The sequence below is a fragment of the Ensifer sp. SL37 genome (genome assembly GCF_026672675.1).
GTDB lineage: Bacteria > Pseudomonadota > Alphaproteobacteria > Rhizobiales > Rhizobiaceae > Ensifer > Ensifer adhaerens.
Genome location: NZ_JAPPRN010000007.1, coordinates 35,704 through 51,556, shown reverse-complemented (window position 1 = coordinate 51,556; position 15,853 = coordinate 35,704). Strand labels below are relative to the sequence as shown.

The 15,853-nt window shown below is 59.1% G+C and carries 8 protein-coding genes and 4 pseudogenes; 4 read left to right on the top strand and 8 right to left on the bottom strand.

All coding sequences use genetic code 11. The features are described 5' to 3' along the window. Position 1 precedes the first annotated feature (1 nt). The 7 genes and pseudogenes from OVA00_RS32130 to istA form a co-directional block, all read right to left on the bottom strand. Complete coding sequence (locus tag OVA00_RS32130; protein WP_268090415.1) at positions 2-862, bottom strand: ABC transporter permease; 861 nt, start codon at positions 860-862, stop codon at positions 2-4. Next, positions 862-1,890, bottom strand: a complete 1,029-nt coding sequence (locus OVA00_RS32125; RefSeq protein ID WP_058320658.1) for an ABC transporter permease — start codon at positions 1,888-1,890, stop codon at positions 862-864. The genes OVA00_RS32130 and OVA00_RS32125 overlap by 1 nt, the downstream gene beginning before the upstream one ends. 182 nt (positions 1,891-2,072) lie before the next feature. Continuing rightward, entirely contained in the window at positions 2,073-4,340 is a 2,268-nt protein-coding gene (locus OVA00_RS32120) for a helix-turn-helix transcriptional regulator (protein ID WP_268091127.1), read from the bottom strand. A 207-nt stretch (positions 4,341-4,547) separates the two neighbouring features. Beyond that, a pseudogene (locus tag OVA00_RS32115) lies at positions 4,548-4,768 on the bottom strand (IS110 family transposase); the annotation flags it as partial. Positions 4,769-5,004: 236 nt separating this feature from the next. Further along, positions 5,005-6,300 (bottom strand): annotated as a pseudogene (locus tag OVA00_RS32110) (ISL3 family transposase); the annotation flags it as partial. Between the two features lie 70 nt (positions 6,301-6,370). Then, complete coding sequence (gene istB, locus OVA00_RS32105; protein WP_268090414.1) at positions 6,371-7,165, bottom strand: IS21-like element helper ATPase IstB; 795 nt, start codon at positions 7,163-7,165, stop codon at positions 6,371-6,373. Beyond that, positions 7,155-8,689: pseudogene (gene istA / locus OVA00_RS32100) on the bottom strand (IS21 family transposase). The gene istB and the pseudogene istA overlap by 11 nt, the downstream one beginning before the upstream one ends. A 110-nt stretch (positions 8,690-8,799) precedes the next feature. Here istA and OVA00_RS32095 point away from each other — a divergent pair. Then, positions 8,800-9,489 (top strand): annotated as a pseudogene (locus OVA00_RS32095) (IS66 family transposase); the annotation flags it as partial. 302 nt (positions 9,490-9,791) lie between these two features. Here OVA00_RS32095 and OVA00_RS32090 read toward each other — a convergent pair. Then, positions 9,792-11,027 carry an HlyD family secretion protein gene (locus tag OVA00_RS32090; protein WP_268090412.1) on the bottom strand — a complete coding sequence of 412 codons (1,236 nt, stop codon included), beginning with the start codon at positions 11,025-11,027 and terminating at the stop codon, positions 9,792-9,794. Positions 11,028-12,018: 991 nt separating this feature from the next. Between OVA00_RS32090 and OVA00_RS32085 the strand changes: the two genes are divergently transcribed. The 3 genes from OVA00_RS32085 to OVA00_RS39845 all read left to right on the top strand — a co-directional run bounded on the left by OVA00_RS32085 (position 12,019) and on the right by OVA00_RS39845 (position 14,763). Further along, positions 12,019-12,933 carry a recombinase family protein gene (locus tag OVA00_RS32085; RefSeq protein ID WP_060520067.1) on the top strand — a complete coding sequence of 305 codons (915 nt, stop codon included), beginning with the start codon at positions 12,019-12,021 and terminating at the stop codon, positions 12,931-12,933. A 551-nt stretch (positions 12,934-13,484) separates the two neighbouring features. Beyond that, positions 13,485-13,958, top strand: a complete 474-nt coding sequence (locus OVA00_RS39850) for a PAS domain-containing protein (protein ID WP_326494154.1) — start codon at positions 13,485-13,487, stop codon at positions 13,956-13,958. Beyond that, entirely contained in the window at positions 13,897-14,763 is an 867-nt protein-coding gene (locus tag OVA00_RS39845) for a PAS domain-containing protein (protein WP_326494153.1), read from the top strand. The genes OVA00_RS39850 and OVA00_RS39845 overlap by 62 nt, the downstream gene beginning before the upstream one ends. The last annotated feature ends 1,090 nt before the right edge of the window (positions 14,764-15,853 follow it).

Below are 15,853 nucleotides of genomic sequence, written 5' to 3'. Positions count from 1 at the left end.
CTCACGCCTCCACGTCGAACATGTCACGCAGCCCGTCTCCGAGCAGGTTGAAGCCAAGCGTCGTGTAGAAAATCGCAGCACCCGGTGCGAGCACCTCCCACCATTTTTCGGGCAGGAACTGGCGGCCGTCGGCGACCATCGACCCGAGGTCCGGGGTCGGCGGCTTGACGCCAAGACCGAGGAAGGAAAGCGTTGCGCCAAAGAGAATGACGAAGGCGGCATCAAGCGTCGTCTTGACCGAAATCACCGAGATGCAGTTCGGCAGGATCTCTTTGAAGAGAATGTGCAGATGGCTGGCGCCGGCGAGCCGTGCTGCTTCGATGTAGTCGTCAGCAACAATCGATTTCGTCACGCGATAAACAAGCCGGGCATGCCAGGTCCACCACAGAAGTGTGATCGCGAGCATCGCATTGACGAGGTTGGGCTCGAGCACATTGCCGATAGCAAGCGCCATGACGAGAGGCGGGATTGCCAGCATGATGTCTGTAAAGCCCGTGAGAAGACGTTCCGTCAGGCCGCCCGCGTAGCCGGCGATCATGCCGAGCGCCGAGCCTATCGGGACCGCGATCCCAAGGACCCCGATGACCAAAAGCAGCGAGACGCGAAAACCGAACACCGTGCGAGAAAAGACATCGCGGCCGGCCTTGTCAGTGCCGAACCAGTTGACGATGTCTGGCGGCATATGACGGTTGCGGAAGTCGACGACCGCGCCGACATGTTCGGGAAAGCGGGCGATCAGCGGCGCGAAGATCGCCACGAGGATCACCGAGAGCACGATTGCTGCGCCGACAAGGGCAGCGGAATTCCTGCTGAAGCGGTACCAGGTCATGTAGCTGGCGGACAGGCGGACGGGCTCCTGCATCAGCGGGCCTCCTTGAAACGAAGCCGCGGGTCAAGGATGCTGATGATCAGGTCGATGACGATATTTGCGGCGATGAAGAAGATGCCCGACACGAGCACCACGGCCATAACGGCGTTGAGGTCCTTCTGCAGGATGGCGTCGAGCCCATAGGAAGCAAAGCCACCCCAGGAGAACACCATCTCGACAACGAAGGCGTTGCCTATCAGCGAAGCGAACTCGAGCCCCATGATTGTCAGCGGTGCGATCGAAGACAGCTTCAGGAGATAACGGAATACGATCACGCGATCGGGAACGCCGAAGGATTTGAGCGTCAACACGTGATCACGCCGCTGATGGTCGATCATCGCAGAGCGTGTGATGCGCGTGATTTGTCCAATGCCGCCCATGGCAAGGGCAAGCGTCGGAAAAACAAGGTGCTGGGCGGCGCTCACAAACACCTCCGGCCGACCGGCCAGGAGGCTGTCGACCAGCAAGAGGCCAGTTGGACCCGTCGGTGCGCCAAGGGAGAAATCAACGCGGCCGAGCGTTGGCCACGATGGGAAATGGTCAGCTGCGATGATCTGCAGGATGACCGCGAACAGAAAGCTCGGGATCGTCACGCCAATCAGTGAAAAGAAGCGCCCGGTGTTATCGATCCAGCTGTTGCGGTAGCGGGCTGTGATCACCCCGAGAGGTACTGCAACGACAAAGACGAAAATGATGGTCGCGAGGACGAGCTCAAGAGTGGCCGGCAGGAAGGTGGCGATGTCGGAACTGACCGCGCGTCCAGAAGCAATCGAGCGTCCGAGATCGCCCGTGATTGCGTGGCCCATATAGGTCACATACTGGCTGAACAATGGATCATCGAGGCCCATGCTCTGGCGGAGTTGATCGACCTGCTCTTGAGTGGCGCTCGGGCCGAGTGCCATGCGCGCCGGATCGCCTGGCACGACACGGGCAAGGATGAAAATCATCAGTGACAGCACGAAAAGCACCAGCAGAAAGCCTGCGGCGCGTCGCGCAAACAATGCGACGTAGTAGTTACCCATCGGGAAACCTCCCCTCGGCCGGCTATGGTCCGGTCCTCATTGCCGCTTTTTGCGGTCGGAGTAGTTTCCAGCCAACAAGGCCACCCGCACAACGGGGTGAAAGGCTAGGTTTTGATGAGAAAGGTATAGGTTTTGTTTTCGGCAGCAAAACGCTAAAGCGCGTCCGAATGGGATGACAACCGTTACGTGATCAGACCAATGCCCTTGGCAGCCTCGATCGCCTCCCGCCGGCGATTGCAGCCGAGCTTGCGATACAGATTGCCGAGATGGAATTTGACTGTCGCCTCACTGAGCCCCAGAGCATTTGCGATGAATTTGTTTGAAGCGCCCTCTGCGATCATCAGGAGGAGACGAGCCTCGCGGCGGGTCAGTTCGCTTTCTGCGCCGAGTTTTTCCCCTGAAAAGCCGGCGTCGCGAAGGCGACGCAGGATCGATTGCGCGGTCGGCATCGTCGCCAGGAAGTCTGTGATCCGCTTGTCGGTCGTCAGCTCGTGCAAGAAGACGCGCTCCTCGGAAAGCGGTGCGACCGTTCCGAGACGGGCTGCCTTTTCAAAGGCTTTTTGGAGGATGGATCGAGCAGCTGTGAGGTCGCGTTGGCGTCTGGCCACAAAGGCCTGCCAGACCTCAACGCACAAGCGCTGACGTCCGCTGAGGTTGAGATTGTTAGCGAGGGCGGCAAGTTGCCGGCCAAGATGCGCACGATCAGGTTTGTTGAAAACAAGATGGCGCAGCCAGACCACCGCCAATGCGATTTCGTCTTGATCCTGCAGGCGCGCCAACTCGTCCACTGCGGCCTCCACCCAGGTGCGATTTATCCGTGATTGAATCGAAGCCAGTGTTTCTGCGGCCTGCTGCCAGCGGTTACCATTTTGCAGGATAACGGCCTCGCGAACCTCGATCATCAACCGGAACTGACGATTATAGACTTGGTAGGTTCGCCAACGATCAAGAAAGCCACGCGCGGCGTTGACGGAGAAATGCTCGCTGAGCGCCTGGCTTCCATATTGCAAGGCAAATTCGATGAGGGTTGCCCAAACCTCGCCGTGGGAGAATTCGTCCATTTCTGTCGTCAAAAACTGGGCAAGCGGCTCCGGCTTGCCGTCCTCATAAGCAACGCAGGCCTCGAGCAATCCGAGAAGACGGGTATCCATAGGGCTGTGGAATGGCGCCCGTGCGAGCTTCACCGCGGCCTCTTCCGCACTTCGCCTTGCCCGGATTGCGTCGCCGATCATCAAGTGAATCATCGCCTGATGCAGATTGATGTAAAACGACAGTAAGGCAACACCAGCCTGCTCGTAATGCGAGAGTGCTCGGGCAGCGAGGTCCAGGGCGACTTCGAAACGCCTGCGGCGGATGTAAAATTCCAGAATCGCGTTGTAGATACTTCCCCGTTCCAGATGGGCGTTAAGAGGAAACTCGGATAGAAGCGCCGTCGCCTGCTCAAGAAGTTCATCGCTGAGCGGGATATCTTCATAGATCAGCATGACGAGGCGGAAAGAACGAAAGGTCGCGGAAAAAGCGGCGCGGTCGCTGAGAACTTTCAGAACGTTGTTGGCCCTCGATCCGTAGCAATCAGCCAACAATCGCTGGGCACGCGGGACGTCGCCCTTCTTCAGCGCCTGCAATGCCAGCGACGTTACAATGGTCTCGTTCTGACCGGCCAATTCGGCAGGAAAGCCGTCAAGGACCCGGTCAAAGGCATCCGGTCCGAACACATAGATGAAGAATGTGCCGTAAGCTAAGAACGAACGTAGCGCTAATTCATGAAGGCCAGCGCGCTGAAGAACCAGAATGGCGTCAGTCTCGTGACCGCGGGCTGAATAGGCGGCGGCGATGCCGGGCGCGCGGGTCGCCTCAGCGATCCAGCGTGACATAGTCTTATTGACCGCTGCCGAAACAGGCTCTTTTACCGCGTCAGCAAGAAGATAACGGACCTGGGTCGATCCTGGCCGCTCGCCAGACAGGGCAAGACAAAGATCAACAAACAGGCCGTCACTCATTCTTTCGAGAACTTCGTCCATCAGAAACCGAACGATATCGCCCTCGTCGTGAATACCTTGGGTCAAGAGATGCACCAAGAATGGCCAGCCGGCGGTACGATCGCTCAGCGCCTGGGCGGCAGCATCGCCGAAGGCAGCGGTAAGTTCGTCGACGGAATAACAAAGATCCCTCTCGTCAAGGCGCAATACCCGCCCGTAGACAATGGCCCGATTGAGGCCACGGATGAGCGTCTGAGGGCGCTTGGCGATGACAATTCTGCGGTCGCCATCCAGAAAATCGCCATCGAGTTCGATCTCGACCGATGCCGGCGGCACATCCCAAATGATGGCGCCCGGAGGACCATCATGGCTGGGTGGGAGATCTGATCGCCACACGTTGGTTCCCAAGCTCGACGCGAGTTGCGACACGAGGACTGACTTGCCCATCCCCGCAACGGCGTCGACGACCACTATAGGCTCGTGCGCGCTTTCAATGCGCTGAAGCAACCCATGTCTGATGATTTCGACCATACCCGCGAAGAAACGCTCTTCAGTGCAGCTGTCAAGGCGCAAGCAGCCCCCGCGAGTGTTGGCCAATGGACACGCAAGAACCGAGACGCATCATTGGGGAACGGCAAGGCGCTCGCCATGTTTGATATCTTCAGTGGCCATTTTTTGCCCTGCCTCCTGAATCGGAATGATTGGAAAGAGGTGGCCAGTCCGGTACCGCGAACCTTCTCCTGAAGGTGGGCGAAGCGGGAAAGCAATTCGCCGACGTCACCGCCTTGGACCGCATGCTTCGACATCTTTTCACCGCCGCCTGGCGACAATGACGTGACCAGCCAAGTAGCCCGGCTCAACTCAAGGGACACAAAAATAGCACCCAGATCGGTGCGGATCGCGGTCGATTGTCGTACTGGCTTTGGGGAACTTGCATGACCGTCTCCTGGAGATTGATTGCATCTGTGCAACCACACTCTCGCAGAGCGCCGGGCGCGGTTCACGCCTCATGGAATCTAAAGCCGAAGACGATCATCACCCGCCCTTGGCCTACCCTCTGCAACCCCGGCCAGCGCTGATCTACATTACCAGGGGGGTCAAAATTGGGCTCTGACGCAGATTTGGTGCATTACTCTCATGTCGCACCGATCAGCCGGGCTTGAAGAAGATCAAGCTTTCCGCGTCCGTACATCTGGCGCTTTACCAGCTTGAGCTTGGTGATCTGCCCTTCGGTTTGCCCATTGGACCATGGTGAGACGATCGCCGCCCGAACCGCCTGAATGTCTTTCGCTACGCCCTTGCCAAAGGAGGCGACCAGACTGTCTCGGGCGCGGTCGATCCACGGCATGAGCTGGTTTTCCACTTTGCGCCGAACCATCAGATGGAAGTCGGTAATGATATCGCGAGCCGCAATGAGCAACGGGACGCCGCTTTCGATCGCGGCGATGGTGACGGTTTCGGATTTCGTCAGGTTATCTCTGTTGTTTGTTAAGAGGCGAGCAATCGTCCTGGCGGAGGGAGTGCGGGTCAACGATTCCGCATCCGCCTTGTCGGCACGCTTCCGCCGTGTGGCCCATTCACTCACGACTCGGCGCGAACCGCGAAAGCCCTGTGTTCTCAAACGCCGCCATAGTTCAGTGCCGTTCCGCTTGCCGGCAGCCCATTGTGCGTCGAGCCATTCCAGATACATTTCCAACGAACTTTCTCGGCACCGAAAGACATCGTTTCGTTGGCCTCTGAGCACCTGGCGGACCAAGCCGCGGCTATGACCGGTGCGGCGCACGATTTCCTTGATCGTCATGCCGTCCTTTGCCAGCGCCATGATGGCCGCGTTGGTCTGTTCCCGTCGGAGATAGCCTTCGTATTGAAGGCGTTCGGCCGCAGTCAGCAGCTTCGGATCCACGCGCGTTGCGCCGAGCGCCTTGCGGATTTGCCGCATCGATTTGCGGACCGCGTCCAGGAATGCACGGCTGGCATTCTCCATCAAATGCCATCGATCAGCGACCTGCACTGCATTAGGCAATGCCCTTGCGGCCGCTAGCCCGTAAGCGCCGCCACGGTCGCGGGCAACGATTTGGATTTGGGGGTTCTGCCGCAGCCAAGCCTCCGCCGTCGCTGGCTCGCGGTCTGGCAGCAGACCGACCGGCCGCCGCCGTTCCAGATCACACACGATCGTGCCGTAGCGATGATTGCGACGCCAGGCCCAATCATCGATGCCAATTACCGAGGGTGGGGCTGATGGCGGAAGGCCTTGCCTACGGATGACGCGTAGCAAGGTGTCGTTGCTGACGGGAAGCATCAGACGTTGGGCAAAACGGGCCGCCGGGCGTCCACCAAGCGCGAGGGCCAAGTGATGGACAACATGCTCGAGGCGTCCGGTTCGTCTGGCATAAGGCGCCAGTACATCGCCGAACCGCTCGGCGAATATCTTGTTGGTTTCCGCGCGGAACTGAGCCGGTTTTTCACCGAGAAGTGAGCCACCTCTGAGTATGGTTTTCTGATCAGGGTTTGGTCAAGGGATTGGCTTTTTCTCCTCTCTTCTGGGCCGCAGCGGCCGAGCTGGCTTTGAAGCGGAAGCTGTCGTTGCCGGTTTCCAGGATGTGACAACGATGGGTCAGACGATCGAGGAGAGCGGTCGTCATCTTGGCGTCGCCGAAGACCGTGGCCCATTCGCTGAAGCTGAGGTTGGTGGTGATCACCACGCTGGTCCGCTCGTAGAGCTTGCTCAGCAGGTGGAAGAGTAATGCGCCGCCGGAGGCGCTGAACGGCAGGTATCCCAACTCGTCCAGGATCAGCACGTCGAGCCTGACCAACGTCTCTGCGATCTGGCCCGCCTTGCCCTTGGCCTTTTCCTGCTCGAGCGCGTTGACCAATTCGATGGTCGAGAAGAAGCGGACCTTTCGGCGATGATGCTCGATCGCCTGAATGCCGAGTGCTGTCGCGACATGTGTTTTGCCTGTGCCCGGCCCGCCGACGAGCACGATATTCTGCGCTCCGTCCATGAACTCGCATCGGTCCAACTGGCGCACGGTCGCTTCGTTGATCTCGCTGGCGGCGAAGTCGAAGCCGGAGAGGTCCTTGTAGGCCGGGAAGCGGGCAGCCTTCATGTGATAGGCGATGGATCGAACCTCGCGCTCGGCCATTTCGGCTTTCAGCAACTGGGACAGGACCGGCACGGCCGCGTCGAAGGCCGGAGCCCCTTGCTCGATCAGGTCCGTGACGGCCTGGGCCATGCCATACATCTTCAGGCTGCGCAGCATGATGACGACGGCCGCGCTGGCAGGATCATGACGCATGGCGACCTCCTACGATCCGGACGCGCAAGCCGTCGTAGCGTTCGACATTGGCCTTGGGTTCACGCAGCAAGGTCAGCGCCTGTGGCGTATCGATGTCCGGGCCGTCGGTCGTCTTGCCGTCGATCAGCCGGTGCAGAAGATTCAGCACGTGCGTCTTGGTCGCCACGCCCGCATCCAGAGCCAGTTCCACAGCCCTGACGACGACCTGTTCGTCGTGATGAAGCACAAGCGCGAGGATATCGACCATCTCACGGTCACCGCCAGGGCGGCGAAGCATCTGGTCCTGGAATTGCCGAAAGGCCAACGGCAATTCCAGGAAGGGCGCACCATTGCGCAAGGCACCGGGCTTGCGCTGGATGACCGCAAGGTAATGCCGCCAGTCGTAAATCGTTCGCGGCGGTTTGTCGTGGCTGCGCTCAATGACCCGCGCATGTTCGCATAGGATATTGCCCTCGGTACCGCAACGACCAGCCGCTCAGGGTAAATCCGCAGGCTGACGGGCCGGTTCGCAAAGGATGCAGGCACACTGTAGCGGTTCCGTTCGAAGGTAATGAGGCATGTCGGTGAGACGCGTTTGCTTTGCTCGACGAAGCCGTCAAAAGCGCTAGGCAACGCCATCAACGCGGCCTGCTCTGCGACCCAAATGTCGGCGATCGTGCCAGGCAAGGTGCCGTGCGATGTCTCCCGCCACAGGTTCTGGCAATGCTGTTCCAGCCAGGCATTCAATGCCGCCAAATCTGGGAAGTCCGGCATCTGTTGCCACAGCCGTGGACGGGCATCCTGGACGTTCTTATCGACCTGACCCTTCTCCCAGCCTGCCGCCGGATTGCAGAACTCGGGTTCGAAGACGTAGTGGTTCGTCATCGCCAGGAAGCGGATGTTGACCTGCCGCTCCTTGCCCCGTCCCACGCGATCGACCGCCGTCTTCATGTTGTCATAGATGCCGCGACCAGGCACGCCGCCGAACACCCGGAAGCCGTGCCAGTGGGCATCGAACAGCATCTCATGCGTCTGCAGTAAGTAGGCTCTGAGCAGAAAAGCACGGCTGTGCGACAGCTTGATGTGCGCGACCTGAAGCTTCACGCGCTCTCCGCCTATGACGGCATAGTCCTCGCTCCAATCGAACTGGAATGCCTCACCTGGGCGGAAAGACAGCGGAACGAATATGCCGCGGCCCGTCGTCTGCTGCTCACGCTGCCGATCAGCCCGCCAATCACGGGCGAAAGCGGCCACCCGGCCATAAGAACCGGCAAAGCCAAGAGCCACCAGATCGGCGTGAACCTGCTTCAACGTTCGACGCTGCTTGCGCGACTTCCCGGCCTCGGTCTTCAGCCAGCCGGCCAGTTTATCGGCAAAAGGATCGAGCTTGCTTGGTCGCTCTGGTATCGCGAACTTCGGTTCGATCGTGCCAGCGCTCAAGTACTTCGCGATCGTGTTGCGCGACAATCCGGTTCGTCGGCTGATCTCGCGAACCGACAGCTTCTCGCGCAGTGCCATCCGACGGATGATGTTTAAAAGTCCCATGTGGATCACTCCGTTGCCCCCGTCGCTCACCGCGTTGAGGGGAAGGTTCACATGGCTCAATTCTCAATGGAAATTATGCGCCTAACCGGCTCAGTTCCGCGCGGAAACCAACAAACCAGGTGCCATTTCTCGAATATCTGGCGAGCAAAGGCATCGACATTTTCGACCGGCAGGCGATCCGTGTACTGGCGGAAGCCGGCATCTGGGGATCGATCCGCCATCATGGTCTGATCGGTGACACCGTCATCGTTTCCGACGACGCCGGCCAGTTTCGGGTCGGCAATCATGCGCTCTGTTGGGTCCACTCGGAGCGGCTGCTGCAAAAGCTAATGCCGACAACGCCGCGGCAGGTGCGTCTAGTCGAGACGGTGCGCGATCTCGTGTGGCAGTTCTACCGGGCGCTGAAGAACGTCAAACGAAAGCCGCCGCCAGGGCTCACTGCCGCATTCCACCGACGCTTCGACCGTATCTTCTCATTCAGCACCGGTTACGACGAACTCGATAAACTGCTCGCGCGCCTGTTTCGCCGCAAGGACGAACTGCTCAAGGTGCTGGAACGACCGGGAACGCCGCTCCACACCAATGCGTCGGAGAACGATCTGCGCAGCTTCGTCACCAAGCGCAAGATCTCCGGCGGCACGATGAGCCGCGATGGTCGCGTCGCACGCGACACCATGCTCGGGCTGATGAAGACCTGCCGGAAGCTCGGACTTTCCTTCTGGCACTATCTCGGTGATCGCCTCGGCGTTGATGGCCAGGCCATCCCACCGTTGGCCACCCTTGTCGCGACCAAAGCCTAGGCGCCCTCCCCTACGAACGGGCATCTTGTACTTCTTCAGCCCATGCTATGATCCATGTCGGTTTTGGTTTGGCGTTTCAAACGGTGAATTGTCATACGGCGGCTGGGTTACCCGAACAACACCGGAAGATTTATCGCTAACGATTTCAATAGCGCCGCTATTCCGCAGCGACTGCGCGCCTAACTCGGACAGCGACGAAGTTCGTTACCGGACCTGGCTGAGGGGGACCGCAGGTCAAGTGGAGCGCGCGTCATCGGGCGGCGGCGCTTCGCCTCTAGACCCGTGGGTCTGTTGTTTCCGCTTTAGTGCCCACCGAACACCAGTGTCTGCACAGGCAGCATCAGCGCCTGCAAGCGCAGGATCATCGCATGGACGAGACCCACGGTATCGACGACGTGCAGATAGACCCAGCGGCCAGTGCTGATGTCGGGCGACTCCAGTTCATCATGGCTGTTGGTATAGGCATTGGCAATGCAGGTGCTGCCCGGAGGCACGTCATCGAGCACGCCGGGATAGAGCGGCTCCATGAAAACGGTCAGCGTGCCGGGCCGCGAAATATTCGCAATATCGATCAGCTGATCGCTGGCGCGAACCTGGCCAGAGGCAATCACCTCCTGCACCTCGGTGACGACGAGCGGGATGATGGTGAAAGGCTTGCCGACGCAGGTCGCCTCGCCGATCATGCCGACCTTGATCACCTGCGTCTCGATCTGACCGAAGCCGGCAACCAGCCATGGCTTGCCACCGTTACCTTCAGGCACCAGAACGCCCGCCGGCCGCAACATTGGATTGACCACTTCGCCGACCCGGAGGGTGAACTGCTGCAGCGTGCCAGACACGCCGGCGCGCACGGTGGTCTTAGTGATATCGACCTCCGCCTGCTTCAAGGCCGCTTCGGCGCTGGCCTTCTGCGAGGGCAGTAGCGACTGGAGCTTGGTCTCCAGCGTCTGCTTGTTGGACTGGGCGGCGGTAAGCGCACCCTTGCTACCTTCCAGTGCGACTTGTCGACGCTCGATCTCGCGCCGTGCGACGACATTTGGGTTCAGCTTGTTCAGTTCGACCTGGGTGTCGTATTCGTCTTGGGCCTGCTGCACCGCCGCCTGTGCCTGTACAATCGCGCCATCGGCAGCGACCAGCTCGGTGCGCGAGACAGTCATCTCGGCATCGACTTCGGCGATCTGGCGGCGCGCTACCTCGGCGGCGGCTTCCTCTTCCGAGCTGTCGAGCTTGAACAGGGGCTGGCCGGCCTCCACCTTGTCGAAGGCAGTGACATAGATTTCGGAGACCCGTCCGCTGGTCTCGGGAAGCACCGCGACGGTGCGGAACGCCGCGTTCACATGCGACGTCGACGGATGGAAGTAAAAGATCAGCGTGATCAAGGAGATCGTCAGGAGGATGCAGGCGGTGATCCCGTAGCGCAGTTCGAACCAGACGGAATAGATCGTGATCTCTTTGCCGAACCGCTTGCCCTGGGCATAACGGCGGTAGAGATAGTCCGGCAGGATTGTCAGCATCGAGCATAGGATGAATTCAAACATGGCTCAGGCTTTCCCTCCCACGGACGACAGATCTACAACGGCGCACGGATGGCTTGCCACGACTTCGAGTTCCACCGATCCCGGCGGCGTTCGATCTGGCCGGCTCCGGTGAGCGGGAGATCGACGAGAACGGATCATGAAGATCACCGCGACATGGAACAGCATGTCGCTCTAGTCCTGAGCGGTGATGAACGGCGGCAGGTGGTGAATGGCAGTTGGATGGAATGCTGTCGGACATTGCCTGTCACCGAGAGCAGATGGATCAGGAGGCTGCAGATTAGCACAGTCTCAGTAAACGCAAGAGATACTTGCGGGAATCCAGCTGGCCAGGCCCCGGGAAATCAACTTCGTGATGCCGCGAGCACGTCAATCACCTCAAGGCATCCGGGCTTTGAGAAACCCCTCCCTCTTCGGCGTGAAGCCGTTAGGTTGCCTATCTCATCAGCATCGCCAGAAAATCTGCCCCCGTTACCCCCATCAACACAAACCCCTGACGCCCTCAGGCAATCATTAACCATATGAATTAACATCTTAAATCTTATAAACGGAATCTAACTAATCGAACGTTTCCGTCATCGGGACGTCGATTTCCAGGCACCATCACTATCGATAGGTTTCAGGTATGGATAGTGATCGCACCGAAAACGCAAAGCCTCAGTCCCCGGATCAGCACGGGGAGAATCACCTGCGAGATAGAATGGACTGACCGAAGGGGCGGGTCCAGTGTGTGCGCTATCCGCTTCGCATTATTCTCCATATTCTCCTTCCAATGAGTTACGACGCCTTGCGACCTCGTGTGGAGCTGCCAATTATCGAGATTTCGCCCACAGAAGCCCACTGGAGCGCTTTCGCTATCGTTTACGATCATCTTACCATCCTCCCTTCTATATTGCGTCTGATGGCCTCCCATTCTCACTATAAAACACGCTTGCAACTTACCTGTTTCTCACACACTTTATTATCCTCAATGAAGTGACGGTTCGAAGGCGCGATGGCGAAGCAACAAACAGCTGATTTCCAACCCCTGCAGCGACTAATCGGTTACGCTCGCATGTCGACGGATGACCAGGCCAACGATACCCAGCTGGACGAGCTGAGGGGCGCCGGCTGCGATCGGATCTATCAGGAACATGGCACCGGGGTTTCGCGCGCTCGGCCTGTCTTGACCAAATTGCTGGGCGAGCTCACCTCGGGAGACGTCCTCGTCGTCGTCCGTCTCGATCGGCTGGCCAGATCCGTGAGCCATTTGCTGCAAGTCATCCGGGATCTTCAACATCGCGGGGTGCACTTTCGGTCAATCCAAGATCCGATCGATACCTCAACTCCGCAAGGCATGTTTTCCCTTGCGGTCCTCGATGCCGTCGAAAAGCTTGAGCGTTCGCTGAACGCCGAGCGAACCAAAGCGGGCATCAAGGCCGCGAAGGCTCGGGGCAGGCTGCCTGGAAACCCCGGTCTTCGAGAACGGCGGCCGGAGGCGATTGCGGCGGTTTCAAAGGCGCGGGAGAAGCTCTATCTCGAAGAGCTGATCGCGTCCGCACAGGCGTGGCTTCCGATGGTGCGACAACTCAGGCCTCAGCACAGTTGGGATAATGTCGTTCGCGTTCTCAACCGACGTGGCCAGGACTGGACCGTCGAACGCCTTCGTCGCGCCGTGCATCGCCTGGTCCGCGCAAAGCTCGCAGAAAATGATCTCCTCGCCCGATCCCCACGTCGCGCTCCCGAAGACCATTTAATGCAACTGGTGGCGGCGATCGCGATCGCCGATCCCGATCTGTCGCTTCGCGAAATTGCCGCCGAGCTGGACAAACTGGGAGAGCGGCCGAAGGGCGGCGGCAGAAAATGGATCCCCTCCTCCGTCCGAGATTTGCTGGATGAGGCCCACCGGTTCGGCCTCATCCGCCGCTGAGGCACATTCTATCAGGCGCGCGATTGCCGACATTCTGCCTACGGAATTTCTGCGACGGCGAGCCCTTGGCTGACGTGACACACTCACTACCGAACCCGCTCTGCTTCCGTAACCGCCAGTGATCGAGTGGACGGTCTGCGCGATGCCGAACTTACAGACTAGCGCGAGCCCCCTTGCTGGGCCTGTGCCGCGGCAATTCCCTCGCCTCCCATCCCTCCTGATACGCTCCGGCCATACAAGGACAACGTCTGGCCTACCCAGGGCGGCGCGGTCGCCAAGCAAGTCTCCGCCAGGACAATGTCTGAGAGCGCCGACAGCCACGGCAGCGCAGGGATCATTCGTTATCCGGGCACACCCGCAGTCTGATGAATGATCATCGGTTCACGAACAGGCCAAGCTCCGTTCAAGCACGCAAGCGGGGTACGTGCCATGTGGCTCCAAGCGCGCATCTGATCCGAAACGTAAGCATAGGGCCCAGCAGGTCCCCTCACTTTGCTTTTTATCCCAACCGTCTCAAAAGGTTGAAGTGCACGCACATATCGGTGAGGAGTTTGGCCCTGAAGAGCAGCAACGATTTTATAGCAGTTGGGGCAAGTGAGCGTGTAATCGAAGCCGGCCACTGGCAGGCCAGCCCTCTCGGCCCCAGGGAGCGTTGGCCAAACTGTCTCAGCGCCGCAATGGATATTTTGCTGCCGGCGCAGGCCCAGATCATGCTGTTTTGGGGCGAAGAATTCGTCGCCCTTTACAACGAAGCCTATGCGCCCGCCATCGGTGACAAGCACCCTCGCGCATTTGGACGTCCTGCCCGAGAAAACTGGGGTGAACTCTGGAGTGATCTCGAGCCCCTGCTTCGACGTGTCCTTGACGGCCGAGAGACGGTTTTTGCGAAGGACCGTCCCTTCTACATCGAACGCCACGGCTACCCGGAAACAGTCCACTTCGACATCTCCTATTCGCCCGTCCGTGACGAGGAGCGCCGCGTTCGCGGGTCCTTTGCATCGTCAACGAAACAACGGACCGGGTGAAGTTCGAGAGTGCATTGCAGGCGAGCGAAGAGCGACTGAGGGCGATTTTTCCCAGTCCGCTGCAGGGATCGTTCAGACAGACCTCAGGGGCCGCTTTCTCCTGGTCAACAACCGCTTCTGCGAGATCCTCGGCTATAGCGAAAGCGAGCTCATATCGGTGCGAATGCGGGATATCTGTATTGCCGGAGATATTGACGCTGAACGCGGCCAGAGTTTCGAGATGGAGAGCCGTCTTCGGCGAAAAGATGGCAGTTTGGTCTGGGTGGCGAGCTCGGTTTCGGCGCTTCGCGACAAAGATGGCGGTTTCCAGCAAGCGACTGCCATCATCGTCGACATTACCGAACGCAAGCGCGCGCAGGACGTCGAGCGTGGCCTGGCCGCGATCATCGCTTCGTCCAACGAAGCCATCCTTGGCATAGACCTTGGCATGAAAATCACGAGTTGGAACACTGGCGCCGAGCGGCTCTATGGATATACGGCTGACGAGGTCATTAGCCGATCCGTCCTGGTCTTGGTTCCTGAGGACCGCCAGGGTGAGGAGCCTGCAATTTTGCGCCAGGTCAGCGCCGGCCTGAAGGTGGAGCCCTACGAAACGGCAAGACTCCACAAGGACGGTCGAAGCGTCCCTGTCCTCCTCAGCGTCTCACCGATCTATGACGCCTATGGCGTGATCGTCGGCGCATCGAAGATTGCGCATGACATCTCGGCCCGAAAAGACGCAGAACGCCTACAGAGCGTCCTCGTCGGTGGACTGAACCATCGGGTGAAGAACCTTTCTGCGGCTGTCCTTGCGATCTCGCGCTAAACGCTTGGCCATGGACATGTAAATGCGCGGACGTGCGCTCATTCGAGGCGCAGCTATCTTCCATGGCACGCGCTCATGATTTCCATGACCCACGGGACATGGGAGCAGGCCGAATTACGGTGATCGTCGAACAGTCGATTTCACAATATTTTCCGGCCCTTCAATCAAGGAGCCTTTCCAGAAGCTCCGCGGCGCCTTGATATAAGTCCTCATCACCTGCGCTTCCCAATGCCTTTGAACCCGCGCACGCAGTTGTTCCCCGGTCGCTCATACCGAAAGAAATTTAAAAAGCGGTCCCGATCTCAGCGGCAGGCTGCTGTTCGCGTTAAAGGTGGCCGACTACCGTTCCCATTTGCGCCGACGCGCAGTGTTTTTCGGCAAGAGACTGCGCAGCGCGCCGAGTGTTTTGCCGGAGACGTCGTCACAACTAGGCTCCCAGTGACGAGTTCAAACCATGGAACCGTAAGATCCAAAACCCTGACAGCTGTCAGGGTTTGATGGAAATCACGGGGCAAAGCGTGCAGGGAAGCGCAATAAGTCGATCGCCCCGTCCTGCTGTCTGAGGCACGAGGTGTCCAGCTCCGTCATCGTAGTTGGAAGGCTCATCCTTCAAAAACCCTGACAGCTGTCAGGGTTTCTCATCGGGAAGTCCAATCACCCGCCACTCAACCGGAGCCCGCTTCATCCAGGACATCCATCAATAGACGGCACCGCCACTGAGTGCGTCGCGTCGCGTAAAGGAACAATCTGCAGGCGAACGGAGCCCATAAACGCCGGTCGGGTTCGCCCTCAACTCTGAGCTCAGCTCTTGCCTCGACCTGCCGTCAACCGTAGCGACGCCTCATTGTCCCGGACGCCTTCCGCACGAAAAACCGCGGACGGAACAAGCGGAACCGGGTTTCTGTTCAGCGGATGCTTACGATTTGCGTCTCGACATTCCGGAAGCATGGGATCGATAGCCAGCTCAGTGAAACGGAAAGCGGTGCGAATGACCAATGAAGCCGCACTTTTCTCCTCAGGCCCGAACAGCCGCCATTAAGCGTGAACCCACAATGTCCAATGGTCGAACGGGCCATTTGAGTGAAAGACA